Origin of the sequence: Mesorhizobium sp. M00.F.Ca.ET.216.01.1.1 (assembly GCF_004010325.2) — a bacterium.
In the GTDB taxonomy this organism is placed as follows: domain Bacteria; phylum Pseudomonadota; class Alphaproteobacteria; order Rhizobiales; family Rhizobiaceae; genus Mesorhizobium.
This window is the reverse complement of the sequence record NZ_SADR02000013.1, coordinates 143,646-169,571: the sequence shown is the minus strand read 5'-3', so window position 1 is coordinate 169,571 and position 25,926 is coordinate 143,646. Positions and strand designations below refer to the sequence as shown.

General features: G+C 63.5%; 24 protein-coding genes. 11 read left to right on the top strand and 13 right to left on the bottom strand.

Annotation, left to right across the window (positions count from 1 at the left end):
- Positions 1-12 precede the first annotated feature (12 nt).
- From EN859_RS18535 to EN859_RS18485, 11 genes are all read right to left on the bottom strand, one after another.
- Positions 13-1,053 carry an ABC transporter ATP-binding protein gene (locus EN859_RS18535; protein WP_127854214.1) on the bottom strand — a complete coding sequence of 347 codons (1,041 nt, stop codon included), beginning with the start codon at positions 1,051-1,053 and terminating at the stop codon, positions 13-15.
- Between the two features lie 21 nt (positions 1,054-1,074).
- Positions 1,075-1,938: a carbohydrate ABC transporter permease gene (locus tag EN859_RS18530; protein WP_189502069.1), complete on the bottom strand. Its 864-nt coding sequence runs from the start codon at positions 1,936-1,938 to the stop codon at positions 1,075-1,077.
- On the bottom strand, positions 1,935-2,780 hold the full coding sequence (locus EN859_RS18525) for a sugar ABC transporter permease (protein WP_127854215.1): 846 nt from the start codon (positions 2,778-2,780) through the stop codon (positions 1,935-1,937). Before EN859_RS18525 ends, EN859_RS18530 begins: the two co-directional genes overlap by 4 nt.
- A 183-nt stretch (positions 2,781-2,963) precedes the next feature.
- On the bottom strand, positions 2,964-4,235 hold the full coding sequence (locus EN859_RS18520; RefSeq protein WP_127854216.1) for an ABC transporter substrate-binding protein: 1,272 nt from the start codon (positions 4,233-4,235) through the stop codon (positions 2,964-2,966).
- A gap of 36 nt (positions 4,236-4,271) precedes the next feature.
- Positions 4,272-5,315 carry a substrate-binding domain-containing protein gene (locus EN859_RS18515; RefSeq protein ID WP_127854217.1) on the bottom strand — a complete coding sequence of 348 codons (1,044 nt, stop codon included), beginning with the start codon at positions 5,313-5,315 and terminating at the stop codon, positions 4,272-4,274.
- A gap of 317 nt (positions 5,316-5,632) precedes the next feature.
- Positions 5,633-6,673: an isopenicillin N synthase family oxygenase gene (locus EN859_RS18510; RefSeq protein ID WP_127854218.1), complete on the bottom strand. Its 1,041-nt coding sequence runs from the start codon at positions 6,671-6,673 to the stop codon at positions 5,633-5,635.
- Positions 6,674-6,889: 216 nt separating this feature from the next.
- Entirely contained in the window at positions 6,890-7,546 is a 657-nt protein-coding gene (locus tag EN859_RS18505) for a methionine ABC transporter permease (RefSeq protein WP_127854219.1), read from the bottom strand.
- Positions 7,527-8,624 carry a methionine ABC transporter ATP-binding protein gene (locus EN859_RS18500; RefSeq protein ID WP_127854220.1) on the bottom strand — a complete coding sequence of 366 codons (1,098 nt, stop codon included), beginning with the start codon at positions 8,622-8,624 and terminating at the stop codon, positions 7,527-7,529. Before EN859_RS18500 ends, EN859_RS18505 begins: the two co-directional genes overlap by 20 nt.
- 100 nt (positions 8,625-8,724) lie before the next feature.
- Entirely contained in the window at positions 8,725-9,579 is an 855-nt protein-coding gene (locus EN859_RS18495) for a MetQ/NlpA family lipoprotein (RefSeq protein ID WP_127854221.1), read from the bottom strand.
- A gap of 170 nt (positions 9,580-9,749) precedes the next feature.
- Entirely contained in the window at positions 9,750-10,430 is a 681-nt protein-coding gene (locus EN859_RS18490) for an SDR family NAD(P)-dependent oxidoreductase (protein ID WP_127854222.1), read from the bottom strand.
- 39 nt (positions 10,431-10,469) lie between these two features.
- Positions 10,470-11,330, bottom strand: a complete 861-nt coding sequence (locus tag EN859_RS18485) for a MurR/RpiR family transcriptional regulator (protein ID WP_127854223.1) — start codon at positions 11,328-11,330, stop codon at positions 10,470-10,472.
- A gap of 241 nt (positions 11,331-11,571) precedes the next feature.
- Here EN859_RS18485 and murA point away from each other — a divergent pair, with 241 nt between their 5' ends.
- The 9 genes from murA to EN859_RS18435 all read left to right on the top strand — a co-directional run bounded on the left by murA (position 11,572) and on the right by EN859_RS18435 (position 22,367).
- On the top strand, positions 11,572-12,828 hold the full coding sequence (gene murA / locus EN859_RS18480; protein ID WP_127854224.1) for a UDP-N-acetylglucosamine 1-carboxyvinyltransferase: 1,257 nt from the start codon (positions 11,572-11,574) through the stop codon (positions 12,826-12,828).
- Positions 12,825-13,709: an N-acetylglucosamine kinase gene (locus tag EN859_RS18475; protein ID WP_127854225.1), complete on the top strand. Its 885-nt coding sequence runs from the start codon at positions 12,825-12,827 to the stop codon at positions 13,707-13,709. Before murA ends, EN859_RS18475 begins: the two co-directional genes overlap by 4 nt.
- 185 nt (positions 13,710-13,894) lie before the next feature.
- Entirely contained in the window at positions 13,895-14,818 is a 924-nt protein-coding gene (gene murQ, locus EN859_RS18470) for an N-acetylmuramic acid 6-phosphate etherase (RefSeq protein WP_127854226.1), read from the top strand.
- 113 nt (positions 14,819-14,931) lie between these two features.
- Complete coding sequence (locus EN859_RS18465; protein ID WP_127854227.1) at positions 14,932-16,452, top strand: ABC transporter substrate-binding protein; 1,521 nt, start codon at positions 14,932-14,934, stop codon at positions 16,450-16,452.
- Between the two features lie 34 nt (positions 16,453-16,486).
- The gene (locus EN859_RS18460; protein WP_127854228.1) at positions 16,487-17,446 is read left to right on the top strand and encodes an ABC transporter permease; all 960 of its coding nucleotides are present in this window, start codon (positions 16,487-16,489) and stop codon (positions 17,444-17,446) included.
- On the top strand, positions 17,446-18,285 hold the full coding sequence (locus tag EN859_RS18455; protein ID WP_127854229.1) for an ABC transporter permease: 840 nt from the start codon (positions 17,446-17,448) through the stop codon (positions 18,283-18,285). Before EN859_RS18460 ends, EN859_RS18455 begins: the two co-directional genes overlap by 1 nt.
- Positions 18,282-20,030, top strand: coding sequence for an ABC transporter ATP-binding protein (locus tag EN859_RS18450; RefSeq protein WP_127854230.1), 1,749 nt, complete (start codon positions 18,282-18,284; stop codon positions 20,028-20,030). The genes EN859_RS18455 and EN859_RS18450 overlap by 4 nt, the downstream gene beginning before the upstream one ends.
- 217 nt (positions 20,031-20,247) lie before the next feature.
- Positions 20,248-21,249: a serine hydrolase gene (locus tag EN859_RS18440; RefSeq protein ID WP_127854231.1), complete on the top strand. Its 1,002-nt coding sequence runs from the start codon at positions 20,248-20,250 to the stop codon at positions 21,247-21,249.
- Positions 21,250-21,251: 2 nt separating this feature from the next.
- The gene (locus EN859_RS18435) at positions 21,252-22,367 is read left to right on the top strand and encodes an anhydro-N-acetylmuramic acid kinase (RefSeq protein ID WP_127854232.1); all 1,116 of its coding nucleotides are present in this window, start codon (positions 21,252-21,254) and stop codon (positions 22,365-22,367) included.
- Between the two features lie 86 nt (positions 22,368-22,453).
- On the opposite strand, the gene EN859_RS18430 is transcribed toward EN859_RS18435, so the two are convergent.
- Positions 22,454-22,882 carry a GNAT family N-acetyltransferase gene (locus EN859_RS18430; RefSeq protein WP_127854233.1) on the bottom strand — a complete coding sequence of 143 codons (429 nt, stop codon included), beginning with the start codon at positions 22,880-22,882 and terminating at the stop codon, positions 22,454-22,456.
- Positions 22,883-23,053: 171 nt separating this feature from the next.
- On the opposite strand from EN859_RS18430, the gene EN859_RS18425 reads away from it, so the two are divergent.
- A complete protein-coding gene (locus EN859_RS18425) occupies positions 23,054-23,593 on the top strand; it encodes a dihydrofolate reductase family protein (protein WP_127854234.1) in 540 nt (179 codons plus the stop codon).
- A 143-nt stretch (positions 23,594-23,736) separates the two neighbouring features.
- Positions 23,737-24,645 (top strand): sigma-70 family RNA polymerase sigma factor, encoded by a 909-nt coding sequence (locus tag EN859_RS18420; protein ID WP_245525613.1) that lies wholly within the window; start codon positions 23,737-23,739, stop codon positions 24,643-24,645.
- A 49-nt stretch (positions 24,646-24,694) separates the two neighbouring features.
- Here EN859_RS18420 and EN859_RS18415 read toward each other — a convergent pair whose 3' ends face one another.
- A complete protein-coding gene (locus EN859_RS18415; protein ID WP_127854236.1) occupies positions 24,695-25,900 on the bottom strand; it encodes an MFS transporter in 1,206 nt (401 codons plus the stop codon).
- Positions 25,901-25,926 lie beyond the last annotated feature (26 nt).

Here is a 25,926-nt window from a genome sequence, read left to right as displayed (position 1 = left end):
GCTTCAGGTCTTTCAGAGTGCATTCGTCGTTTCGGGATCGAACCAGCGGATGCGGTCGGGTTTGGGAGAAAGCCGCAGGCGATCGCCTACGGCTACGGCGGTATTGGAATCGAGGATGGCGCGAAACAGGCCGCCCTCGACATCGCAGGTGACCAGCGTGTGCGGGCCGAGCGGTTCGATGACGCGCACGGTGGCTTCCAGCCCTTCGTCGCCGGCGTCGATATCCTCCGGGCGGATGGCGAATTCTATTTTTTGCTTGTCCGACTTCGGGCCGGGCAGCGTCAGGCCGGCGACGGTCCAGCTGCCGTTCGCAGCCTTCACCGCCGGAATGAAATTCATCGGCGGGTTGCCGATGAAGGAGCCGACGAAGCGGGCGGCCGGATTGCGATAGACCTCGACCGGCGAGGCCGCCTGGACGATGCGGCCCTGATGCATGACAGCGATGCGGTCGGCTAGGCTCATCGCCTCGACCTGGTCGTGGGTGACGTAGATGGTGGTGGTCTTCGACGCAGCAAGCACGCCCTTGAGCTCGGCGCGCATCTCCAGCCGCAGCAACGCGTCGAGGTTTGACAGCGGCTCGTCCATCAGGATCACGTCGGGCTCCATGGCGAGCGCCCGGGCGACGGCAACGCGCTGGCGCTGGCCGCCGGAAAGCTGGCCGGAGTAGCGCTTCAGGAGTTGCTCGATATGCATGAGCTCTGCGGTGCTGTTGACGCGGCGTTCGACCTCCTGCTGCGGCAGCTTCTTCATGCGCAGCCCGAAAGCGATGTTCTCGAACACGGTCAAATGCGGGAAGACGGCATAATTCTGGAACACCATGGCGATGCCGCGGTCGCGCGGCGGCAGATGGTCGACACGGCGACCGCCGATCCAGACCTCGCCCTGGCTTGGGGTTTCGAGACCGGCGACGATCCTGAGCAGCGTGGTCTTGCCGCAGCCCGAGGCGCCGAGCAGCACCATGAATTCCTGGTCGGCGATGGTGAGGTCGACCTGATGCAGTGCGGTGAAGCCGCCGAAGCGCTTGGCCACTCCCTTGATAGCGATTTCAGCCATGAGCCATCTCCCTCTCGCGCGTCATCGGTTGGCGATCCCCCACATGGAAAACAGATATTTCCTGACGGCGAAAATGAAGATCAGCGCCGGCACGACCAAAGCGGCACCACCGGCGAATTTGAGGTAGAGCGGCGATTCACCGAGGCTCTGCAGCAGGAAGGCAGTCAGCGTCCGGTTCTCGATTGTGAGCACGGCGGCGGCAAACACCTCGTTCCAGGAAATGGTGAAGGCGAAAACGGCCGAGGCCGCAATACCCGGCAATGCCAGCGGCAGGATGACCTTGCGAAACGCCTGCAGCCGTGTGCAGCCGAGCGTCCAGGCAGCCTCCTCCAGCTCGACCGGAATGCCCGAGAAAAGCGAGAAGGTGATCAGCACGGCAAACGGCAGCGCCAGCGTGGTGTGGACCAGTGCCAGCCCGATGGCGGTGTCGTCGAGGCCGGTGCGGATGAACATCACCGCCAACGGCAGCGCCAGCAGCGGCAACGGAAAGGCGCGGGTCATCAGCACCAGGAAGCGGAACGTGCCCTTGCCCCGAAAATCGAAGCGTGACAGTGCGTAGCCGGCCGGCGCGCCGAAGCCGATGGAGAGGATCATCGTCAGCGTGGCGACAAGGACCGAGTTCCACAGCGCCTTGGCGACACCGGCGAAATTGATGAAGAAGGAAAGGCTGCCGACATCGAAGGACGGAAAGAAGCGCTTGGGAAAAGCGGTCACCTCCTCCGGCGACGACAGCGCGTTGACGATCAGCAGGTAGATCGGCAGCAGCACCCAGACGCAAAGCAGGATGACGGTAGCGACGAGCAGCCAGTCGCCGGCCTTGCGCGCGTCGACGGTCGCGGCACCTGGGGCTTCAGCGGCGACAGTGCTCATATCCGCGCCTGTCATATCCGGGCCTCCTGGGGCACGCGCAGCACCCGCAGGAAGAACAGCGTGAAGCCGATCGAGATGGCGAGGATGAGCAGCGCCATGGCGGCGGCGACATTGCGGTCCTGCAAGGCGAACTGCCAGTTGTAGGTTTCGCCCATCAGCACCGGCAGATTGGTTCCGCCAAGGGCGGCGACCACGGCGAAGACCTCGAAGGCAAGGATGACGCGCAGGATGATCGCCGTCTGCAGGCTGGGGCGAAGCAACGGCAGGGTGATGCGGACGAAGCGCTCCCACGGACTCGCCCCAAACACTTCCGCCGCCTCGTAATATTCGCGTGGGATAAGGCCCATGCCGGCGACCAGGATGACCATCATGATTGCCGTCGCGCGCCAGATCTCGGCCAGCGCCACGGCAATGAAAATCGTCAGCTTGCCTTGATAGCCGAGGAACATGATCGGCCGGTCGATGACGCCGAGGTTGGAGAGCAGCGTGTTCAGGAAGCCGGATTGCTCGAAGATGGCGAGCCAGATCAGGCCGGCGGCAAGATCGGAAATGCCGAGTGGTATGGCGAAGATATAGAGGGCGGCGCTGCGCCCGGTCTCAAGCCGCGACACCACGCTCGCCATCAACAGCGCCATGACCAGCTGGATCGGCACGACGACGGCGGCAAGCAGCAGTGTGTTGCGGACGGTGACCGGGAACTTCCAGCTGCCGGCCATGGTGCGGAAATTGTCGAGAGTGAAGGCGCCGTCGCGGGTGAATGCCTCGAAGGCGACCAGCGCGAACGGGTAGAGGAAGAAGATGCAGAGGAACAGCGTCGCTGGCATCAGCAGCAGATAGGGCAGAGCCTTGCCGTGCATGATGGGTGTTTCCTTTGCCTTGGTGGGGTGGGCGCCCGGAGCGCAATATACTCCGGACGCCCGGGGAGGATCTCAGCGCATGACCCCGAAAATCGGAATTTTCGGAAAGGATCATGCGCAAACTAAAAGTGCTGCAGCGTCCTTTGCGCGTCCAAGAGGACGCGCGGCGCTGTAGATTGTGATTTAATCGACCGGGCAGGCGCCTTCGGATGGCTTGTCGGGTGCCCAGCACGGCGCCTTCGACTGGTCGATGATTGCCTTCAGCGCCGTCGCCTCTTCCTCGAGCACGCCGTGCACGTCCTCGCCGCCGAGCACGATGCGCTCGAAACTGTCGGTGTAGACCTGGTTGAACTTGCCGCCGAGACCGCCGAGCCCCATCGGCAGCAGTGCCGGCAGCGCATCGGGAGCACCGGTCATGGTTGCGATCACCGGGCTGAAGGCCTTCACCGAGGCCGGCATGTCGTCAGGCAGCTTGACGTCGACGACCGGGAAGAAATTGGTCGCCTTGAGCGTCGCGATCTGCGTTTCCGGCTTCAGCATGTAGGCGACCAGCGCCTTGGCCTTGTCCATATCCGGCGAGGTCTTGGGGATGGCGACGCCGGCGACCACCGGCATGTAGCCGCGACCGGCCGGGCCGGCCGGCGCCGGGAAGGCGACGAAGTCGTCGGGCTTCTGGTTGAAGGCTTCGGCAAGCCGCGCCACATGGTCGAACGCTACCCAGACCTCGCCGGTCAGCAGCGGCTCCTGCATGAAGGCATAGTTGGTCGAATTCGGATTGGTGTACTGCCACAATTCCTTGAACTTGTTCCACGCCGTCTCGGCCTCCGCCGAGCGGAACCTGGTCACCATCGAGCCGGTGTAGGACGGATAGAGGAAACCCTCGAAGAAACGGTGCTTCAGCCCCTTGGGACCGGCCGGAAAGCCGAATTTCGGCGAGCCGGTCTTTTCGGCGATGTTCTTCGCCCATTCGATCAGTTGGTCATAGGTGATCTTGTTGAGATCGGCGCCCGCCGGCAGATATTGTAGCGCCTGCTTGTTGGCCGCCATCAGGAAGGTGGCCTGCATCCACGGCAGGTATTTCTGTTCGCCGGTGCCGAGCATGCCGAGCTTCTTGTAGCCGTCGTTGACCTTGACGCCGCCGATATCGACGCCGGACAGAGCGACAAGGTTCGCGCCGACGGTGGAGAAGTCGCCGTGCAGGCCGCCAAGCACGCCGATGCTGCCGGAACCGGCCTGCAGCTCGGCCTGGAGACGGGTGAGCCAAGGCCCGTCCTCGGCAACCTGATAGTCGACAGCACCTTCGAACCCTTTCAGCACCTCGTCGCGCATCTTCTGAGTTTCCTCGACCGGACGCGCCTGCGTCGACCAGAACAGCACCTGCTGGGCGTATGCGCCACCTGAGGCAAGCGACAGTGCTATCGCGGCACCTGCCAGTTTCTTCAACGCGTTCATCATGGTCTTCCTCCCTAGATATGCGCCGTCATGCCGGCGTCAGCTTCTTGCCTGCGGTACGGGTCCATGGCTCGCCCTCGGAACCAGTGTCGGCCGGATCACGCGCGTCAGCGGTGCGGCCGGCTTATCGGTGATGATCGTGAGCAGCATGTCGGCGATCTCGCGCGCGCACTGGCGGATCGAAGCGTCGAAGGTGGTGAGGCCCGGCGGCGCATAGGCCGAGGCGACGATATTGTCGAAACCGATAACGGAGAGATCGCGCGGCACGGTCAGGCCGGTGCGGGCCGCCTCTTCCATCACCGTCAGCGCCAGTTCGTCGAACAGGGCAACAATCGCCGTCGGCCGGTCGGGGTCCTGCAGCATGCGGTTGACGGCCTGGATGCGGGCGCCGCGATCGAAGCGCGGCGCGGTTACCACATCGAGCCGCACCGACGGGTCGCCGCGGCGGCCGATGGCGGCGGCGAGACCGTCCTGCCTGAGATGGCGGAAGGTCATCGGCTCGGAAATCGTCACCAGGCCGAAATGGCGGTGTCCGAGATCGTAGAGCATGTCGAAGGCTTCACCGAAGGCGCGCGCGCCGTCGGTGTCGAGCCAGTTGTAGGCAAAGCCGTTGTCGAGCAGCCGGCCATGGGCGACGAACGGAAAGCCGCGTTGGCGCAGGTAGGTGAGACGCGCGTCGACCTCGGCGATGCGGGTGACGACGACACCATCGGCGCGGCCGGATTCGACAACATGGCGCAGCACGGACAGCTCGGACTGGTCAAGTGCTGCGGTGGCGAGGATAAGGTCGGCGCCGTGCGATACCAGCCCTTCGCCAAGCCCGGTGACGAACTCGCCGAGGAAGGAATCGACAAGGTTGGGACCACGGATCGGCAGCACCAGGCCGACGAAGCCGCTGCGGCCGGAAACAAGGGTGCGCGCCGCGGTGTTGGGAACGTAGCCGGCCAGACGCGCCGCTTTGGCGACACGCTCGCGAGTCTTCAAGGCGATCTGCTCATGGCCGGCAAGCGCCCGCGAAACCGTCGTTATCGACAGGTCGAGACTCGCCGCAAGTTCCTTCAGCGTGGTGACACGAGCTGGCACCGTTCCTCCCGAAACGAACTGTTTGAAACGTTTGTAATCGCCTCAGGTAAAAATGCAAACGTTTTAAATCAGGTGCAAAACACAGCCTGCCCCTATCTCCGAACTGGACAGGTTCCCTTGAGGGCAACTCGCAAGGACTGCAGGCAAAAAAAGGCCGGGCTCGAATGCGGCCCGGCCAAAAAGAAGGTTACACCTTCAGAGGGGAACACCGTTCGACGGAATGGGAGGAAACCGTCGAACGATGCAATCTATGTGGGAATGTTCGGCAGCAATGACGACGAATAGCATTCTAAAAGTCAGCAGAATGACGAAAATTCCTACTCTATTTGCGCAGCACCATGGGCGAGTGCCGCTCCCTTTTCGAAAAGATCTGCATAGTGGCGCCGCGCCACGTCGGGATGCGAGCGCAGGCGGCTTTTCAACACGTTGGCTCCGACATTGCTGAACAGCGGATTGTCCGGATCGCTCGCCGGCCCGCGTGCCTCGGCCGCCAGTTCCTCGGGCAGAGCGAGCAGCGGGATCGTCGCGTCGAGCCGGGCGCTGAAGAAGAAGGGAACGGAAATCCGCTCGACACCGGCCGGTGGCGTCACGACGCGATGAACGGTCGCCCTGAGATAACCGTTCGACGCCAACTCAAGCAGTTCGCCGATATTGACCACAAGCGTGTCGGGAATCGGATCCACATTCACCCAGCTTCCGTCATACTCGACCTGCAACCCCTTGTTCTCGTCCTGAAGCAGCAGGGTGAGGAAGCCGCCGTCCTTGTGCGCACCGACGCCCTGGTCGCCGCCGGTGGCATTGCGGCCGGGATAGCGCACGATCTTCATGCGATGGTTGGGCGAACCGCGATAGATCGGATCGAAGGCGTCCTCGGCCTGGTCGAGCGACAGGGCAAAAGCCTCCAGCAAGCGGATCGCCACCGCAGTCGCCTTGTTCTGCCATGCAAGCAGCGCCAGCTTCAGTTCCGGCAAAGCCGCAGGCCACTGGTTCGGCCCTTGCAGCCGCGTCCAGGCGGGAACGCCGGGCCCTTGCGGTATGGCCTGGCGCTCGACGCCGATGTCGAGTTGTTCGCGCCAGTCGGCCCTGCCCCGGGTCAGTTCGCCGCCGGCGCGCGTGTAGCCACGGAACTGCGGGGACTTGACCATTTCGATGGCCAGCTTGTCGGCTTCTGGCAGGGCAAAGAACCGGCGCGAAGCGTCGAGCACCTCTGCGATATCCAGCGCCGATATTCCGTGGCCGGTGAGATAGAAGAAGCCGACATCGCGGGCTGCCGTGCGCAGGTCGAACAGAAAGGTCCGCTGCTCCGACGCGCCCTGTTCGAGGCGGCTCAGATCGAGCACGGGTACAATCCTGGCCATGGTCAAGCTCCTTCGTTGGACAAGCCCAGCCCCGCGTCACGGTGACATGCAAGAGGTTCCGATCAAAGCAACGCGCAATCCAATCTCGACGTGAATAGAAGAAAGTCAGCGCCGTGTCTTACGGCCGGCGGGAAAATAACGTTCGGGCGGATAGTCTTTGGCGGATCTACGGGACGGCGCGCCAGTGCTTCGAAAGGCCATCCGCAAGAGCGCCCGTCACGCGCGGTGATCCAGCCTTGCGACCAGCCGGTCACCGGCCCATTGGATGCCGCAGACCAGGATGATCAGAACGATCACCACGGCGACCATGACGCTGGTCTCGAAGCGCTGGTAGCCATAGCGGATGGCGAGGTCGCCAAGCCCGCCGGCACCGATGGCGCCGGCCATGGCCGAGGCGCCGATCAGCGTCACCAGCGTCACCGTAAAGCCGGCGACGATGCCGGGTAGAGCCTCCGGCACCAGCACCTCGCGGATGATCGTCCAGCGGTTGCCGCCCATGGCGCGCGCCGCCTCGATCAACCCGTGATCCACCTCGCGCAGCGACACTTCGGCGATGCGGGCATAGTAGGGCGTCGCCGCGATCGACAACGGCACGATGGCTGCCCAGGTGCCGATCGAGGTGCCGACGATCAGCCGCGTCAGCGGGATCAGCGCCACCAGCAGGATGATGAAGGGGACCGAGCGGAAGCCGTTGATGACCGCGCCAAGTACGCGGTTCACCCAAAGGCTTTGAGCGATGCCGCCACGGTCGGTGGCGACCAGCGCCAGGCCGAGCGGCAGGCCGAAAACCAGCGAGATGAGGCCGGATGCGGCCGTCATCAGGATGGTTTCCCAGATCGAACGAAGCAGAAGCTCAAACAAAACCGGCGACATGGCCAAGCACCTCCACCCGCGCCTGGCGGGCCTTCAAGAACGCGATCACCTGCGCCAGATGATTTGCATCGGCGCCGGGGACGGACAGGAACAGCGTGCCGACAGGCTGCTGCTGGATATGATCGATGCCGCCATGCATGAGGCGGAACGGGCCTGGAACGGCAGCGGCAAGGTCGGACAGCAGCGGACCGCGCGCCGCCTCGCCGGCAACATCGATCCTGAGGATCGTCTCCTCGCCGGCCGCCGGCGCAAGCCGGCTTTGTATCTCGGCCGGCAGTTCCGGCCGGATGGCGCCGAGCAGGCTGCGGCTGACCTCGGAACGCGGGTTGGCAAAGACCGACCAGACCGGGCCTTGCTCGACGATCCGCCCGGCGTCGATCACCGCGACGCGATCGGCGATCGAACGGATCACCTCCATTTCGTGGGTGATCAGCAGAATGGTTAGGCCGAGCTGCCGGTTGATATCCCTGAGCAGAGCAAGGATGGAGCGCGTCGTCTCCGGATCCAGCGCCGAGGTCGCTTCGTCCGAGAGCAACAGCGCCGGGCGCGCCGCCAGCGCCCTGGCAATGCCGACACGCTGCTTCTGCCCGCCCGACAGCGACGACGGATAAGCCTTTGCCTTATCCGACAGGCCGACAAGTTGCAGGAGCTCGGCTGCGCGCGCCCGGCGCTCAGCCCGGGGGCGGCCTTCGATCTTGAGCGGCAGCGCCACATTGCCTTCGACGGTCTTGGCCGAAAGCAGGTTGAAGTGCTGAAAGATCATGCCGATGCGACGGCGCAGCGGTTGCAGCTCGCGTTCGCCGAGCCGGCTTATCTCCCGGCCTTCGATGAACACCTGCCCCGAATCCGGCCGCTCCAAACCGTTCAGGCAGCGGATTAGTGTCGACTTGCCGGCGCCGCTGCGGCCAATGAGGCCGAGTATCTCGCCCTTGCGCACTGTGAGCGAGACGCCGTCGAGCGCTGCAGTCTCGCCGAAGCGTCGCTTCAGCTCGGTGAGACGGACAACGTCTCCCAATCCCGCAGAACGGCTGTCGACCTTGTCTGCGAGTTCGACAGATGCAGTGAAGTGCTGGTTCATGTCCGTTCCTGTTCTGGCATCCGCAAAATACGGTCGCGGTCCGCGTCTGGACGCGGACCGCTTTCTTTTCCGATATCCGCGATATCGACGCCCGGATGCATCAATAGGCGCTGAGACCAGTACCCTTGTAGACGCGATCGAACTCGGCCTTCACCGTTTCGTTCTGGTAGGAGGCAACCAGCGTCTTCACCCAGGGCTCGTTTTCACTGCCAGCCTTGACAGCGATGAAGTTGCGATAGGGATTATCGGCGACCGGTTCCTGGGCGATGCGGTTTTCGGGGGTGAGGCCGCTTTTCAGTGCCCAGTCCGTATTGACCACGGCCGCGTCGAGATCCTCCACCGAGCGCCCGACAATACCGGCGTCGAGTTCCTTGACCGCCACCTTCTTCGGATTGTCGGCGATGTCGGCGGTCGTTGCCAGGATACCGGTGCCGTGCTTCAGCTTGATGATGCCCTCGTTCTGCAGCACGCGCAGGGCGCGGCCTTCGTTGGACGGATCGTTGGGCAGGCCGATGACGGCGCCTTCGGGCAGGTCGGCGACCTTCGCGTATTTCTTGGAATACAGGCCGATCGGCCAGACCCCGGTATAGCCGACAGGAACGATGTGATAGCCCTGCTGCTTGATCTGATTGTCGAGATAGGGCTTGTGCTGGAAGGCGTTGGCGTCGATCTCGCCACGCTCGAGCGCTTCGTTGGGCTGGGTGTAATCGTTGAACACCACGGTCTCAATCGTCAGGCCTCGCTTTGCCCCCTCGGCAGTGACGACGCGCCACACGTCCTCGTCCTCGCCGCTGATGATGCCAACCTTGATCGCCTTCTTGTCTTCGGCGAATGACTGATTCGGCGCGGCCAGGCCGACAATCGCGAGCGCCGAGGCAAGAAGCGCGGCGAGGCCGGCGCGCCGGGTGACAACTGATGAAATGAGAGGCGTAGAAGCGTTGCCGCGTTCGGACATGATGCGTTCCTTGCGATCCTGAAGTCATATCGGCCAGGCGGGATGCGAAGCCTTGATGACATCATCGGCAATGCTCTTCGCCGGATCAAAGAACTGCATTTCTTCTCAAACATGGAGCCGGGAATATTCTCTCAAAGATTGCACACCGGTGAGCACGGCAGGCCGGTTGGTCAGAAATTCTCGACCCATGGCCTCAGCTCGAGCTCCGAGGTCCAGGCGCTGCGGTGCTGCCGATGGACCGTGAGGTAGGCCTCGGCGATCGCGTCCGGAGACAGCCGCCTGTCGGTCTCATCAGACTGTCCGGGCGGCGCGATCGCGCCATCGATGATGAAATGCGCAACGTGGATGTTCTTCGGGGCAAGCTCGCGAGCCATGGATTGCGCCAGTCCGCGCAGGCCGAACTTTGGCATCGCAAAGCCGGCCGAGCCCGAAAATCCCTTGACGCTGGCGGTGGCGCCGGTGAACAGGATCGACCCGGAACCGCGGGAAAGCAGCCGGCGCGCGGCCTGCTGGCCAACCAGGAAGCCGCCATAGGCGCCGACCAGCAGTGCGTGCCTGACCGCCTCGGGATCGAGCTCGGCAATCGGTCCGCGCGTGCGCCCGCTGGCATTGAACACCACCAGCGCAAGCGGACCGGCCTTGTCGGCAGCGTCGAACAGGTTTGCAACCGACGCGGCATCGGCGACGTCCGTTTCGACGGCCAGCGCTCCGGTCTCGTCAACCAATGGCCTCAGCTTCGCGACGTTGCGGGCCGCAAGAACCACACGAAAACCCTCTTTGGTGAGAAGGCGTGCAAGCGAGGCGCTCAACCCCGGCCCTGCTCCCGCGATTACTGCGATGTCGGATGTCATGGAACTTCTCCCTTTACGAATTACCACGGCTCGACGGCGCTAGGAAGACCGGTCGGCCTTCAGCACCGAGACGGCGACCTCGCTGTTATGGACATACTCGTTGGCATCGGGCTGCTTTTGCACGAGCAGGATGAACAAGAGGTCGGTCAGCGTCAGCTGCGCATCCCGCGCCGTGATCGACGAGGAGCGTGCGCGTTCTTCGTCGGCAATCGTGTGGAGACGGATATCGGCAACGCGGCTCAACGGATTGTCGTGAAGACCGGTGACGGCGACCACCGTCGTGCCACGCTTGCGGGCTAGCTCGGCTATCCGCAAGGTTTCAATGCTCGCCCCGGAATAGGAGAGCGCGAACAGCACATCATCAGGCCCAAGCGTCGAGACATTGGCCATCTGCACATGGCTATCGCTGTCGTGAAGGACATTGCGGCCGAGCTTCATCAATTTGTACGAGAAATCGCGCGCCACCAGCGAAGACGCGCCGACGCCGGCCAAATGGATGCGGCGGGCGCGGTTCAGCATCTCCAACGCCTTGCCGATGTCCTGCTCATTGTTGGCGGCGACGGTCTGCTGCATCGACAAAAGCTTGCTGCCGATCAGTTTGCGCAGGATCACCAGATAGCTGTCGCCAACCTCGATCGAGCCATGGATCATTCCGGCCGGGACCTGCCATTCCTGCGACTTGGCCTCGCTGACGGCGAGCTTGAGCTCCTGATAGCTGCCATAGCCCAGCTTCTGGCTGAACTTGACGACGCTCGACTGGCTGCGGCCGATCTCGGCGGCGAGGGCCGCCGTCGACAGGCGCAGCATCTGGTCCGGATTGTCGACAATGTATTGCCCGATCTCACGATCGCCGGGCGCCATGATTTCGAGCTTGGCCTCGATCTTCTTCAGGACGGACATGCGTTCCCTTGTCGCCAGTTACGGGCAATGCCAAGCAAAGGAATAAATTATTCCGGCTGTGATTGACAGCCAAGAATGTTCCATCGACTGTCGAGGCCGGTGCGGCTAGGCCCACGATTCGGGCATGCAAGACCGCCTGCGAGCGCGTAGATTCGCAGACACAACATTTGGTGATCTCGGGCACAGGGTGATCTCGGGATCACGCAGTGATCCCAGTCACGTCAGATCAGGTTCCAGTGCCATGGACAAATTGCGGATCGTCGGCGGACAGAGGCTGCAGGGCGCGGTGACGATCTCCGGCGCAAAGAACGCCGCCTTGCCTCAGATCGCGGCGGCGCTACTCAGCCCCTACCCGCTCGAACTGACGAACCTGCCCGCCGTCACCGATGTCGAGAACATGCTCGGCGTGGTCAGGCTTCACGGCGCCGAGGTCACAAGGTCGGCCCATGCCGTCACCATTGATACCAGTGCGGCGGTTTCCAAGGAAACGTCCTACGACACCGTGCGGCGCATGCGCGCGACGGTCCTCGTGCTCGGCCCGCTGCTTGCCCGCTTCGGGCATGCGCGGGTTTCACTGCCAGGCGGATGCGCGATCGGCGCGCGGCCGGTCGATATGCATGTCGCGGCGCTCGCAGCACTTGGCGCCGACATTGCGATTGAAAACGGGCTGATCGTCGCGTCCGCTCCCAGCGGACTGAGAGGCGCGCGCATCGTTTTGAGTTCGCCGTCGGTCGGAGCGACCGAGACGGCGATGATGGCTGCGACGGCGGCGAAAGGCGAGACCGAGATCCTCAACGCGGCGCGCGAGCCTGAGGTAGCCGACCTTGCCGCCTGCCTGAACGCCATGGGCGCCCGGATCGAAGGCGCCGGCACACACCGCATCCTGATCGAGGGCAGCAGCAACTGGCGCGCCGCCACGCATGACATCATCCCGGACCGGATCGAGGCCGGCACCTATGCGGTCGCCGCAGCGATCACCGGCGGCCAGCTCGAGCTGACCCATGCGCGGCTGGAACACATGGCATCGGTGGTGCAGTTGCTCGAGGCCACCGGCGTCAAAGTCTGGCCCGGCGATCGCGGGCTGATCGTGTCGAGGGATGGGCCGCTCAAGGCGGCCGACGCGACGACGGAACCTTATCCGGGCTTTCCGACCGATCTCCAGGCCCAGTTCATGGCATTGATGTGCTGCGCCGACGGCGCGTCGCTGTTGCGCGAGACGATCTTCGAGAACCGCTTCATGCATGTGCCGGAACTGATGCGGCTCGGCGCCAATATCAAGCTGCAAGGAACCATGGCCCTGGTCCGCGGCGGCGAGAAGCTGAAGGGCGCGCAGGTGATGGCCACCGATTTGCGCGCCTCGGTCTCGCTGGTGCTGGCGGCGCTGGTGTCGGAAGGCGAGACGACGATCAACCGGGTCTATCACCTCGACCGCGGCTATGAGCAGCTGGATCGCAAGCTCCGGCTTTGCGGCGCCGATATCGAGCGGATAAGCGAATGAGTGGCGGCGCTCCGCATTATTTTCTCGGCGTCGATGGCGGCGGGACCGGCTGCCGGGCCCGCATCGAAGACAAGGCGGGAACCGTGCTGGGGCAAGGCCTGTCGGGCCCGGCGACAACGCGGCTCGGCATCGACGAGGCCTGGGCCTCCGTTGCAAAAGCCTTTGGCACGGCGATCGAAGAGGCAGGGTTCGGAACGGCGGAAATCGCCCGGATCCGGGCCGGAATTGGCCTTGCCGGCATCGGCCGCAAAGGTGCGCTGGAGGCGTTCCGGGCGATCGCCCATCCCTTTGCAAGCATCGACTTCGTCAGCGACGGCATTGCTGCCTGCCTTGGCGCACATTCGGGCCAGGACGGCGCCATCGTCATTGCCGGCACCGGCTCGATCGGGCTCGGTTTTGTCGAGGGGCGTGATCTGCGCGTCGGCGGCTACGGTTTTCCAATCTCCGACGAGGGAAGTGGCGCCGATCTTGGACTGAAGGCGGTGCAGCTCGCCTTGCGCGCCCATGACGGCCGGCATGAGCGCACCGCGCTGCTGGCGGAGGTCATGCAGCGGTTCAAGGACGACCCGGTCGAGGCGGTCGCCTGGATGGACCGGGCAAGCGCCACCGACTATGCGGCCCTCGCACCGATGGTGATCCGCCATGCCGACCAGGGCGATCCAGTTGGACGGCGCATCGTGCAAAGCGCTGCCGAGCAGGTCGACACTTTCGTACGCGTACTGTTCGAAAAAGGCGCGCCCCGGGTGACGCTGCTCGGAGGTCTGGCCAGCCCGCTCGAACCGTGGCTTGCTCCCGACGTGCGGCGGCGTCTGAAGCCGGCCGATGGCGACGCCGTTTCAGGGGCCATCATCCTGGCCAGGAAATCCCTCTGCAGCCGTTAGCGCTATGTCGGCAATGGAATATTATATTCCAAACCGTCGTTGACACTGGGAATATGCAATTCTAAAAAGTTAACAAAGCTGAACCGGGAAAGCCGACCAGAAAGCAGGCGGCGACCGCAGGCACTGGACGACACCTGGCACAGCATCACATTTCCTGCTGACGGCAGAACCTTGAAAGCAAGCAGATGGTCGAAGAGGGGTTGATGTCGGAACTGGAGCGGTTGGTTTCCGAAGGCCGGAACCCAAGGACGATGGATATCGACCTGCTGCCGACCATCGATATCCTGCGCAAGATCAATGACGAGGACAAAGGCGTTCCGGCCGCAGTCGAAAAAGTCATTCCAGCAATCGCTGCCGCGGTGGATCGAATTGTCAGTGCCTTTCAGAAAGGCGCGCGCCTGGTCTATTTGGGTGCCGGCACAAGCGGCCGGCTGGGGGTCCTCGATGCCTCGGAGTGTCCGCCCACCTTCGGCGTGCCCGCGGACATGGTGGTAGGCCTGATCGCCGGCGGCGACGACGCATTGGTGCGCTCTGCGGAAGGCGCCGAGGACGATCCGAAACAGGGCGCGAAGGCATTGCAGGACATCAAGCTGACCGCCGACGATGTGGTGGTGGGCATAGCGGTCAGCGGACGCACGCCCTATGTCATCGGCGGCTTGACCTACGCAAGGCAGGTTGGAGCGACGACAGTGGCACTGTCCTGCAATCCCAGATCGACCATCGCCGGCATTGCCGACATCGCCATCTCTCCGGTCGTCGGCCCGGAGGTGCTCACCGGCTCGACCCGGCTGAAATCGGGAACGGCGCAAAAGCTGGTCCTCAACATGCTGACGACCGCCAGCATGATCCGCATCGGCAAGAGCTACCAGAACCTGATGGTCGACCTTAACCCGAGCAACAAGAAGCTTGTCGCCAGGGCGGTCAAGATTGTGATGCAGACGACCGGCTGTACGGCGCGGCAAGCACGACAGGCGATCGACCAGACCGGTAATGACGTCAAGCTGGCGATCCTGGTGACGATCACCGGCATGGGCGTCGAAGAGGCGCGCAAGGCGCTCGGCAGTGCCGGAGGGTTCCTGCGCAAGGCTATGGGCGAAAAGACGGTGTGAAGCCGCATGAATACTGAGCCGATACGCTGGGCCGATATTCCGGGGGCACGTGTCTCTTTGAAGCGATCCGGGGAACTGCAAGGCATCAAGTTCGATAACAATGGGAGAAGACAATGGTACAGCACCTCAGCAAGAAACTGCTTTCCGGCATGATGCTCGCGGCAATGCTCGGCATTGCAGCAGTCCCCGTGCAGGCGGATGCGACGACGCTGCATATGGCATGGTCACAGGACGCCACCGGTCTTGATCCTCACAAGCAGACAGCCTTTTCGTCGCTGCGGCTGCTGGAGCTGATCTACGAGCCGCTGGTGCGCCTCGATGCCAGCCTGCAGATCGTCCCGGCGATCGCGGACTCATGGCAGTTCTCGCCGGACGGCAAGGAGCTGACCTTCAAGCTCAATCCGAAAGCGAAATTCCAGAACGGCGCCGCGGTGACGTCGGCCGACGTGAAGGCATCGTTCGAGCGCATACTCGACGAAAAGACCGGCGCTGCCGCCCGCGCCAATTTCCTTTCGATCGCCAGCATCGACACGCCCGATCCGGCTACCGTCGTTTTCCACCTGTCGCAGCCGGATGCGCCGATCCTGACGGCGATGAGCGACGTCAACGCGGCAATCGTCCCGGCAAGCGAAATCACGGCCGGCTCGATCGGAACGGCGACGGTCGGCTCAGGCCCGTTCAAGCTCGAGAAATGGGATCCGAATTCCAAGGAGGTGCTTGTAGCCAACAAGGATTGGGCCGGTGGCGCGACCGGCGTCGACGGCATCGAGATCAGCGTGCTGCCGGACGAGACCGCGATCCTGGCGGCGATGCGCACTAAGCAGATCGACTTTGCGCTGCTGAACGACCCGCTTGTCGCAACGCTGGTGCCCAAGGAAGCCAGCCTGCAGCTGAACCGCGTGCCGGTTCTTGCCTATCACGTGCTGCAGCTCAATCCGTCACGCAAGCCGATGACCGAGCTCAAGGTGCGTCAGGCCATCTCCTGCGCCATCGACCGGCAGGAGGTGCTGGACACCGCCTCGCTTGGCGAAGGCAAGGTCACCGGCCCGCTGACGATCCCCGCCTTGGCGACCGATCCGAGCCAGTTGTTCTGCTACAAGCGCGACGTCGAAAAAGCCAAGCAACTGATGACCGAGGCAGGTTATCCCGACGGCTTTTCGGCGACCGTGATCGGCGCCACCGGCGAGCCGCCGACGGCGGCGGCGGAAGCCCAGGTGATCCAGTCGCAACTCGCCGAAATCGGCGTCAAGCTCGACATCAGGATGATGGAGCTCAACGTCTATGTCGACGCCTGGCTGAAGGGTGATTTCGACATGGCCATCGCGCTCAACGGCGGCAGGGCGGATCCTTACACGATGTACAATCGCTACTGGACCAAGACCGGAAACCTGCAGAAGGTGGCGAACTACATCGACGATACGCTGGACAGCCTGATGCAGAAGGGCCGCACTGAGACCGATCCGGCCGCACGCAAGGCGATCTTTTCCGATTTCGAGAAGCATATCACCGAAATGTCGCCCTGGATCTGGCTCTACACGTCGTACAGCTACACGGCCCAGCAGAAGAATGTCGGGGGATTCGAGCCGGTGCCGACGGGCTCGCTGTTCAGCCTCGCCAAGGTAACGATCCAGTAGCGGCGTCCGGCTCTAGACGGGAGGTGTTCTTCGCTTGAATTACTTGATGCGACGGCTGGCGACGTTTCCTCTCGTCCTGATTGGCGTGTCGATCGTCGTGTTCGTGGCGATCCGGATGGTCCCGGGCGATTCGATCACGGCGATGCTGGGCACCGAAGCTGGCCTGCTGACGCCGCAGCAGCGCGACGCGCTTGCGGCCTATTTCGGCATCGACCAGCCCTGGTTCATCCAGTACTGGCACTGGCTGCTCGGCCTTTTGCAGGGCAATTTTGGCATCTCGTCCACCTATGGCAAGCCGGTGCTCGGCGTCATTCTCGAGCGCTTCCCGCTGACGCTCGAGCTCGCGCTGCTGTCGATGATCATCGCGCTTGTCGTCGGCATGCCGGCCGGGGTCTTTGCCGCCACGCATAATGAGAAGCTGTCCGACCTCGGCGTGCGCATGATCGCCATGATCGGCCAGTCGACGCCGAACTTCGTTCTTGCCCTGCTGATCATCTACACGCTGTCCGCCGGTTTTGGCGTGCTGCCGGCAATGGGCGAGTTTTCACCGCTGTGGCAGGACCCGCTGCGCAATCTCGGCCAGTTGTTGCTGCCGGCCGTCACGCTCGGATTCGCCTTCGCCGCCTCGGTGACCCGCATATCGCGTTCGGCGATGCTCGATGTGCTGAGCGACGACTATGTCAGGACGGCACGCAGCAAGGGCGCGTCGGCCCGCAGCGTCATCTGGCGGCACGCCTTGCCGAATGCGCTCATTCCCGTCGTCACGCTGAGTGGCATCGAATTCGGCTATCTCCTGGGCGGCGCCGTCATCGTCGAGCAGATCTACGCGCTGCCAGGTCTCGGCCGCATGGTTCTGGATGCGATCCTGCAGCGCGACTACGCGCTGGTGCAGGGCAGCGTGTTGTTCATCGCCCTCAACTTCATGGTCGTCAATCTCCTCGTCGACCTCACCTATGTGGCGCTCGATCCGCGCATCCGGCTGAGGGAGCATTGATGCGCATTTTCAGGGGCGTCTTCGCGCACACCAGCGGCCGGATCGGCGGCGCGATCGTTGCGCTTTACCTGCTGCTCGCTTTCCTCGGAATGCTGGGGCTGACGCCGCACAATCCGCTGATGCAGTACCGGATAGACCGGCTGCATGCGCCTGATGGCGCTTACTGGATGGGCACCGACCTGTTCGGCCGCGATGTCGCGAGCCGGCTGATGACCGGGATCGGCCAGTCCTTCACCGTCGCCTTCTTCTCGGTCGCCTTTGCAGCGCTCGCCGGCACCGTTCTCGGGCTGGCGGCAGCCTGGTTCGGACGCCGCTGGGACGGCATCCTGATGCGGATCATGGACGTGTTGCTGGCGTTTCCGGCGATCCTGCTGGCACTGCTGATCATCGCGGTTGCCGGACCCGGAACCTGGACCAGTATCGTTGCCATCGCCATCGTCTACACGCCGATCTTCACGCGCGTGGTGCGCGGCCCTGCCCTGTCGCTCAAGGCGCGCGAATTCGTCGATGCCGCTCGCACCTTCGGCAGCAGTCCGACCTACATCCTGACACGGCATTTGTTGCTCAATCTGGTGGCGCCGCTGACCGTCCAGGTCACCCTGGCGCTGGCTTGGGCGCTGCTGACCGAGGCCGGCTTGAGCTTCCTTGGGCTGGGCACCCAGCCGCCCGCCGCATCGCTCGGATTGATGCTGAGCGACAGCCGCAATCTGATGGAAACCGCACCGTGGCTGATGATCTTCCCCGGCGTGACAATCATGATCAGCATCCTCGGTTTCAACCTGCTTGGCGACGCCTTGCGCGACATCCTCGATCCCAGAATGCGGAGGTCGATCGCATGATCCCGCTTCTATCGGTCTGCGACCTGCGCGTCGGCTTCGGCCGCAACCCTGAAGCCAACGAGGTCGTTCGCAGCGTCAGTTTCGACCTCGCGGACGGTGAAACACTTGCGATCGTCGGCGAAAGCGGTTCGGGCAAGTCGGTCACCGCGCTGTCGATCAACCGCCTCGTCGATTTTGGCGGCGGCCGCATCACTGGCGGCTCGATCAAGCTGAGACGGACCGACAACAGCATCTTCGACCTGACGACCGCGGCCGAGCCGCAACTGACAAAAATCCGCGGCGCCGAGATCGGCATGATTTTCCAGGAGCCGATGACCTCGCTCAATCCGGTGCTGACCATCGGCACGCAGATCGAGGAATCGTTTCGCCTGCATCGCGGCCTGACCGGCAGGCAGGCGACGGCAGCGGCCAAGGATGCGCTCGACCGCGTGCGCATTCCCGATGCGGCACGGCGCTTGAAATACACGCCGAACCAGTTGTCAGGCGGCATGCTGCAGCGGGTGATGATCGCCATCGCGCTCGCCTGCAATCCTCGCCTGCTCATCGCCGACGAGCCGACAACGGCACTCGACGTGACGGTGCAGGCCCAGATCATGGCGCTGCTTGCTGAGCTCAAACGGGAAACCGGCATGTCGATGATCTTCATCACACACGACATCGGCCTGGTCGCCGGCATCGCCGACAAGATCCTGGTGATGCAGGGCGGAGAGGCGGTCGAGCAAGGTGAGCTGAACCAGATCCTCGACAATCCGCAGCATCCCTACACCAAGCATCTGCTGCACGCCGTGCCGCATTTCGCCAGCGGCCGCGCGACGCGTGCGGACGGGCGGCGCGAAAGCGACAGGAGCACCGAACCGGCGCTGAAGGTCGACGGCCTCGTGGTGCGGTTTCCCGTCAAGTCAGGCCTTTTCGGCCGTGCAACCGGCGCGGTGCATGCGGTGGACGGTGTGGATTTCGACCTGATGCCCGGCGAGACGCTGGCCATCGTCGGCGAGAGCGGTTCCGGCAAGTCGACCACCGCACGCGCGGTCCTGGGGCTGGTGCGGTCGACGCGCGGCACGTTCTCGGCAAGGATCCGCAAGACTGCAGCCGGACAGGGCGCGCTGCCGGTGCAGATGGTGTTCCAGAACCCCTATGCTTCGCTCAATCCCAGGCTCAGCATCGCGAGCATCCTCGCGGAACCTGTCATCGCCAACGGTGGCCATGTGAACGCTGAAACGCGGGCGAAGATGACCACGTTGCTGAAACGCGTCGGCCTGCCGGAAAACAGCCTTGAGCGCTATCCGCACGAATTCTCGGGCGGCCAGCGGCAAAGGCTGTGCATCGCCCGCGCCCTGATGCTCAACCCTTCCGTCGTCGTTCTGGACGAGGCGGTTTCGGCGCTCGATGTCTCGGTGCAGGCCAGGGTGCTGGAGCTTCTGGTCGACCTGCAGCGCGAGTTCGGGCTGGCCTATCTGTTCATCTCGCACGACATGGCCGTCGTCGAGCGGATCGCCCACCGCATCGCAGTCATCTATGCCGGGCAGATCGTCGAGATCGGCGACGCCACATCGGTGTTGTCGCAACCGAAGCACCCATACACCAAGAAGCTTATTGCGGCCGTCCCGACCATCGACCGGCGACATGAACGTTTCGAGCTCGATACGCGCCAGGTGCCCTCGCTTGTGCGGCCGCTGGGATTTGAGCCAAGTCCGGCCAAGTGGGACGAGTTCGGGCCGGATCACAAGGTGAGGGTTGAGGCGTGAGTGCGGCAATACCCCCCTCTGGCCTGCCCTCTTTGCCAAAATTTGGCATCTCCCCCTCAAGGGGGGAGATTGGTAGCTTCGGCCTCGACGTCCTTTTCTGCAACGTTGGAAATTGGCGAAAGCCAAGGCGACATCCAATCTCCTCCCTTGAGGGGGAGATGGCCGGCAGGCCAGAGGGGCGCGCGAAGGATTGCTGCCTTTCAAAGGGAGGCGGCAATTGATCGATCGCGACCTTTTCAACCGCGCATTCGCCCCTCTCGAAGCGGCGGTGAACGAGGGCCGCATTCCGGGCGGCGTGCTTGGCATTGTCGGCCGGGACGGCCAACGCATTGTGCAGGCAATCGGCTCGGCCCAGCGCGTGCCTGATATCAGGGTGATGCATATCGAGACCTGGTTCGACCTTGCCTCGCTGACCAAGGTCATCTTCACCACGCCGCGCATCCTGGCGCTGGCGGAGGAAGGCGTCATCGATCTCGACGCGCCGCTGATCTCGGTGCTGCCCGACCTTCGCCAGTACGATGAAAAGGCCTGGGAGCGGAAGGTGACGTTTCGCCAGTGTCTTGGGCATCAGACGCCCTTTCCCGCCGTCGCGCCGATCTACACTTACGGGCGCGACCCTGAGCTGTTGCGCGCCTTCGTCCTGCAGCGCGAATGGCAGGCAGGGACGCCTGTTTATTCCGACATCAACTTCATGCTGCTCGGCTTTGCCCTGGAGCGCTTGTCAGGAAAGACCATCCGCGACATGGATCCCGGCCTGGGCTTTGCGTTTTCCGCCGAGCCGGATGCTGCTGCCGCGACCGAAGACTGCACCTGGCGCCATCGCGTGCTCTCGGGCGAAGTCCACGACGACAATTGCTCGGCGCTGCAAGGCGCAGGCCACGCCGGGCTGTTCGGAACGGCGGCGTCGATCCTCGACTTCGCGCAAGGGCTGCTGGATGGGACCGGGGTGTCCGGCCGTTCGATCACGCTGATGCGCGAACCCTTGTCCGCAACTCGAACCCATGGTTGGGAGCGGCCACATGAGGGCTGGTCCGGCGGGGGATTGTGCAGCCCTGAAACGATAGGGCATACCGGCTTCACCGGCACCGGGCTGTGGATCGACGTCGACAAAGGCAGAGCGTGGACCTTGCTCACCAACCGGATCCATCCGACACGTCATTTCAACAGCGGGATCGCAGCACTTCGCCAATCGGTCGGCGATCTCGTCAATGGAGCCTAACCATGGAACCAATCTGGGCCGTCGGCCTGATGACCGGCACCGTCCTCGACGGCAATATCGATGTCGCGCTGATCAAGACCGACGGCGAGCGGATCGAGGATTTCGGCACCTACACGCTGGCGCCCTATGCGCAGTCGATCCGCACCTTGCTGGAGGAGACGCTGCGCCAGGCAAGGACGTGGAATTTCAGCGGACCGGAGCCGGCGATCTTCCGCGAGGCCGAAGAGGCGCTGACGCGTGCCCAGTCTGCGGCGGTCAAGAAGCTGGTCGAAAGCTATGGATTGACGATGGCCGACATCGGAGTCGTCGGCTTCCACGGCCAGACCGTATTGCATCGTGCCCCGCAAGTCGGCCGTCTCGGCCAGACTCGCCAGCTCGGCGACGGCGCGCTGATGCATGCGATCCTGGGAACCAAGGTCGCCTATGATTTCCGCTCGGCCGACATGCGCGCTGGCGGCCAGGGCGCGCCGTTGTCGGCGGCCTATCACGCCGCGCTGCTGCGCGATGCCGATGCCAGCGGCGACACGGCGGTGCTCAATCTCGGCGGCGTCGCCAACATCACCTGGTGGGACGGCAAGGACAATGTCGTTGCCTTCGACACCGGGCCGGCCAACGCGCCGCTCAACGATTTCATCAAGTCGAAGGGGCTTGGCGAAATGGATCGCGACGGCGCGCTGGCCCGCGCCGGCACGGTCGACGAGGCGCGGCTCGCCAGGCTGCTTGAACATCCCTATCTGACCAAGCCCTATCCGAAATCGCTGGACCGTTTCGACTTCGGCGCGACGATGGCCGACGGAATGAACGCCGAGGACGGCGCAGCAACGCTGACAGCGTTCACTTGCGCCGCCGTCGGCAAGGCGCTCGACCTACTGCCACGCCGGCCGAAGCGACTGGTGGTCAGCGGCGGCGGCCGTCACAACCCGGCGATCATGGCTATGCTTGCCACCCGCGCCGGCGTCGAAGCCGTGCCGGCGGAGGCGCTCGGCTGGAAAGGCGACGCGGTCGAGGCGGAGTGCTTTGCCTTCCTTGCGGTTCGCGTGCTCAGGGGCCTGCCGATCAGCTTCCCGACGACGACCGGCGTACCGCAGCCGATGCGCGGTGGGCGGCTTGCTGGCTAGACCATGATCCCGAAAAGTGGAAACCGGTTTTCGGAAAAGGTCATGGTCAAACAAAAAGATAGACCCATTCCATTCTATGGGATGGGTCAATCACCCAGCAGCTTCTTCTGCATGTAGACGCGGTTACGGCCGACGGGGAAGTCGGGAAGCACGCCGAAGGGCCGATATCCCTGGCGCTCATAGGCCTTGGCTGCCTTCGGATTGAAGGTGTCGATCAAGGAGCCGTGACAGCCGCGCGCGACGGCTTCCCGCTCGGCCGCATCCAGCATCCTGCCGGCCAGATGCTCGCCGCGCAGCCGTTCATCGACCCAGAGCCATTGCACGTAAAGCCAGCCCCAGGCGGTGTATCCCGAGATGCCGGCGACAACTTTTCCATTCTCGTCGCGCACGAATACGGCGAGCGTCTTTCTCCCGGAAGCGCCGACATCGCTGTCGTTGAATGCCGCAAGCCGCTCTCCGAGAAAGGCGAGCTCTTCAGGCGAAGGGTCGGCGGTGGTTTCAAGCGTCGTGTTCATCGCATGTCCAGACGGAGCTCGGCGCCAGATATTCGCCAAGCGTTACCGAAGGACAGGACGGGCAGGTTTGCAAGCTTTGACGCCCGGCAAACGCACAAGCAGTGCGAGCCCCGTATCCAAAACCGAACCAGGAACGTCTCAATCATGGAATCTGTGCATCAGGAGACACGAATGAGAAAATTGATCGTGGGCAGCTTCGTTTCGCTGGACGGCGTCATCGAAGCACCAATGGACTGGGCTTCCCCCTTCTTCGACGACGAAGCCAGGGAGCATTCCTACGAAAAGGCCGGCGAGGCGGATTTCTTCCTGCTCGGTCGCGTCACTTATGAGATGTTTTCGACGCGCTGGCCGCAGGTCAAGGGCAGCAAGTACATGGACCGGATGAACGGGCTGAAGAAACTGGTCGCGTCCCGGACCCTCAAGGATGTGAGCTGGAACTCTGCGCTGATCGAGGGTGATGTCGCCGCCGAAATCGCCAGGATCAAGCAACAGCCCGGCGGCAACATACTGAAGTATGGGGTGAGCAATCTCGACCAGACGCTGCTCGCCAACAAGCTTGTCGACGAGTACCAGCTCTCCATCGTGCCAACCCGCGTGGGCCATGGCAAACGCGCCTTCCAGGATGTCGATCCGTCGCTGGTCAATCTGGAGCTTGTCGATACGCATCGGTTCAGGAACGGCGTCATAACGCTGACCTACGTTCCGCGATGATGGCGTCAGCGGAGTCGGTCAGGCAGCACACGTATCCTTTCGCTGGCGTCATACGTCTTGGATGTTGGCCGGCGATCTTGCCGGCAGGCAGGCGAGCATTCCCCTTGCGAGAAGTGCCTGACCGTGCTCCGGATGATATGACGATGCAGCCAAGACTCTCTCCCACCGGGCTCTTTGACGTCCGCTATGCCGCGTTCCTGGAAACGGTCGCGCATTTGCGTGGACGGTTGCATCGCTACTGCGCCCGCATGACAGGTTCGACGCTCGACGCCGAGGATGTCATGCAGGAAGCGCTGTTCGAGGCCTATCGGAAGATCGAGAAGCTTGATGAGACAAGCGCCCTTCGTCCTTGGCTGTTTCGTATCGCACACAACCGCTGCATCGATTTCCTGCGCAACCGGCAGGTGCGCGAGCGGGCAGAAGCAGGCTTCGTCGAAGATGAGATCATCCTGCCCGTCGAGCCGGCAGGCCACGGTGCGGATCGGGCGATCGAACGGCTGGTAATCAACCTGCCGCCCAAGGAGCGCGCCTGCGTCCTGCTCAAGGATGTCTTCGACTATTCGCTGGAAGAGATTGCCGACCTTGTCGGCTCGACGGTGGGCGGCGTCAAGGCAGCTTTGAGCCGTGGCCGCTCGAAGCTTGCTGCGTTGCCAGGCGGGCCAACCGTCCGCTCGGAGCCCGAGCGTGATCCCGAACTTTCGCGATTGCTCAGTCGCTATGTCGAACTCTTCAACCGTCGTGACTGGGACGGCGTACGGGCGTTGACCAGCGCCGATGCCCAGTTGCGGGTCGCGGATTGCTTCAGGGGCCGGCTGTCGGAATCGCCTTACTTTGTCGAATATGAAAAGGCGCAAATGACCTGGAAGATGGTGACGGGCGAGATCGACGGCGAGGCGGTGCTGCTGGTGCTGCATCCGAGCGACGACGGCTGGAAACCAGCGCATGCGGTTCGGATCAAAGCCGTCGACGGGATCATAAGTCGCATCACCGACTATTATGCTTGCCCTTGGATGATGCCGGCCGCCGGCAAGGTCGTTGCCAACCCGACTTGAGGTTGGCGCACGCCGGTTCGAGCCTGCGTCGGGCCAGCCGAGCCAACCTTCAGTTGGCGCCTTGCCGAACCACTGTCGCGCGCGGCGAACGCCACGTCGCCGCCGTGACAGCAACCAGCATGAGCAACGCTGCCACGATCGCGGATGCCGCAAAACCCAACCCGGTATAAAGCGGCCCGAAGGCTGTGGTGCCGACAAACACCGCGAGATAGGTCACCGCACTGTTCAAACCCATGATGGTGCCGCGGCGCGAAGGATCGAGCGCCGACAGGCGCATCACGAGCACATTCAGCCCGAAATGATTGGCAAGGCCCCAGGCGGCCACCATCGCAATGGTCAGAGCGAAGCTGGCGCTTGCCGCGGCAAGCGCAACATAGACGATGGCGACGAGGAGATAGGCGAACGGCATGATGCGCCGCGCTCCCAGGCGATCAATCACACCGTCAAGAAGTGCCGCCATGCCAAACCCGGCGCCATAGGCGAGCGCCGCCAGGCCGTTGGCGCTGACTGGCCGTCCCAAGCCGTTGTGAAGGTGATCGCCGAGATAGCCGTAAACGCCGTAGAACGCGGTCATGAAGGCGGCACAAGCGACCAGAAGCGGCACTATGCCGGGAACGCTCAAAGCGCCCAGCGGCGTCGGCGCCGGGCCGCTTTTCCTGATATCGCCCAGTGACGTCATTGTTAGGCCGGCCAGTGCAAGCGCCGCAAGGACCGCGACCGCTGCGAAAACGGCGCGCCAATGCACCAGGTCGGCAAGCACGGCCGACAGCGAGACGCCGGCCACCATGCTCAACGTCCAGCCGGTCAGCACGACGCCGATGGTGCCGCTTTCGCGGCCGGGCGGCGCGATCGCGGCCGAGCTGGCGTAGATGGCCGGCATGGCGACCCCGGCGGCGATACCGGCAAGAAGCTGCGCCGCAACCAACGCCACTACCGTCGGCGCGGCGGCGCTGGCGACAAGCGCGATCGCCAGCAGCGCCAATGCCCCTTGCAGCATGCGGCGGGCGCCGACCCTGTCGATATAGCGCGCCAGGAACAAGGCGCTCGCCGACGTGCCGAGGCCGAACGCGGCCGATGCGATCATGACAGCCGGCACGCTTGTCGCGAACGAGGAGGCCACGGCCGGTGCTATCGGACCGAGGACCAGCGAGTTCGAACCGATCACGGCGATGCAGCCGGTCAGGAGATAGGCGAGCGCCGGGATGGGCGGCCTAGGCGTTGCTACCAATGTTGCGACTTGATCACTGTTCGACATACGATCATAATGACCGTATTAAATTC

What these genes read in the sequence shown, in the direction of transcription:
- EN859_RS18535 (WP_127854214.1), bottom strand. Translation starts at nt 1,053, where the DNA reads ATGGCTGAAATCGCTATCAAGGGAGTGGCCAAGCGCTTCGGCGGCTTC.
- EN859_RS18530 (WP_189502069.1), bottom strand. Translation starts at nt 1,938, where the DNA reads ATGACAGGCGCGGATATGAGCACTGTCGCCGCTGAAGCCCCAGGTGCC.
- EN859_RS18525 (WP_127854215.1), bottom strand. Translation starts at nt 2,780, where the DNA reads ATGCACGGCAAGGCTCTGCCCTATCTGCTGCTGATGCCAGCGACGCTG.
- EN859_RS18520 (WP_127854216.1), bottom strand. Translation starts at nt 4,235, where the DNA reads ATGATGAACGCGTTGAAGAAACTGGCAGGTGCCGCGATAGCACTGTCG.
- EN859_RS18510 (WP_127854218.1), bottom strand. Translation starts at nt 6,673, where the DNA reads ATGGCCAGGATTGTACCCGTGCTCGATCTGAGCCGCCTCGAACAGGGC.
- EN859_RS18505 (WP_127854219.1), bottom strand. Translation starts at nt 7,546, where the DNA reads ATGTCGCCGGTTTTGTTTGAGCTTCTGCTTCGTTCGATCTGGGAAACC.
- EN859_RS18500 (WP_127854220.1), bottom strand. Translation starts at nt 8,624, where the DNA reads ATGAACCAGCACTTCACTGCATCTGTCGAACTCGCAGACAAGGTCGAC.
- EN859_RS18495 (WP_127854221.1), bottom strand. Translation starts at nt 9,579, where the DNA reads ATGTCCGAACGCGGCAACGCTTCTACGCCTCTCATTTCATCAGTTGTC.
- EN859_RS18490 (WP_127854222.1), bottom strand. Translation starts at nt 10,430, where the DNA reads ATGACATCCGACATCGCAGTAATCGCGGGAGCAGGGCCGGGGTTGAGC.
- EN859_RS18485 (WP_127854223.1), bottom strand. Translation starts at nt 11,330, where the DNA reads ATGTCCGTCCTGAAGAAGATCGAGGCCAAGCTCGAAATCATGGCGCCC.
- murA (WP_127854224.1), top strand. Translation starts at nt 11,572, where the DNA reads ATGGACAAATTGCGGATCGTCGGCGGACAGAGGCTGCAGGGCGCGGTG.
- EN859_RS18475 (WP_127854225.1), top strand. Translation starts at nt 12,825, where the DNA reads ATGAGTGGCGGCGCTCCGCATTATTTTCTCGGCGTCGATGGCGGCGGG.
- murQ (WP_127854226.1), top strand. Translation starts at nt 13,895, where the DNA reads ATGGTCGAAGAGGGGTTGATGTCGGAACTGGAGCGGTTGGTTTCCGAA.
- EN859_RS18465 (WP_127854227.1), top strand. Translation starts at nt 14,932, where the DNA reads ATGGTACAGCACCTCAGCAAGAAACTGCTTTCCGGCATGATGCTCGCG.
- EN859_RS18455 (WP_127854229.1), top strand. Translation starts at nt 17,446, where the DNA reads ATGCGCATTTTCAGGGGCGTCTTCGCGCACACCAGCGGCCGGATCGGC.
- EN859_RS18450 (WP_127854230.1), top strand. Translation starts at nt 18,282, where the DNA reads ATGATCCCGCTTCTATCGGTCTGCGACCTGCGCGTCGGCTTCGGCCGC.
- EN859_RS18435 (WP_127854232.1), top strand. Translation starts at nt 21,252, where the DNA reads ATGGAACCAATCTGGGCCGTCGGCCTGATGACCGGCACCGTCCTCGAC.
- EN859_RS18430 (WP_127854233.1), bottom strand. Translation starts at nt 22,882, where the DNA reads ATGAACACGACGCTTGAAACCACCGCCGACCCTTCGCCTGAAGAGCTC.
- EN859_RS18425 (WP_127854234.1), top strand. Translation starts at nt 23,054, where the DNA reads ATGAGAAAATTGATCGTGGGCAGCTTCGTTTCGCTGGACGGCGTCATC.
- EN859_RS18420 (WP_245525613.1), top strand. Translation starts at nt 23,737, where the DNA reads ATGCAGCCAAGACTCTCTCCCACCGGGCTCTTTGACGTCCGCTATGCC.
- EN859_RS18415 (WP_127854236.1), bottom strand. Translation starts at nt 25,900, where the DNA reads ATGTCGAACAGTGATCAAGTCGCAACATTGGTAGCAACGCCTAGGCCG.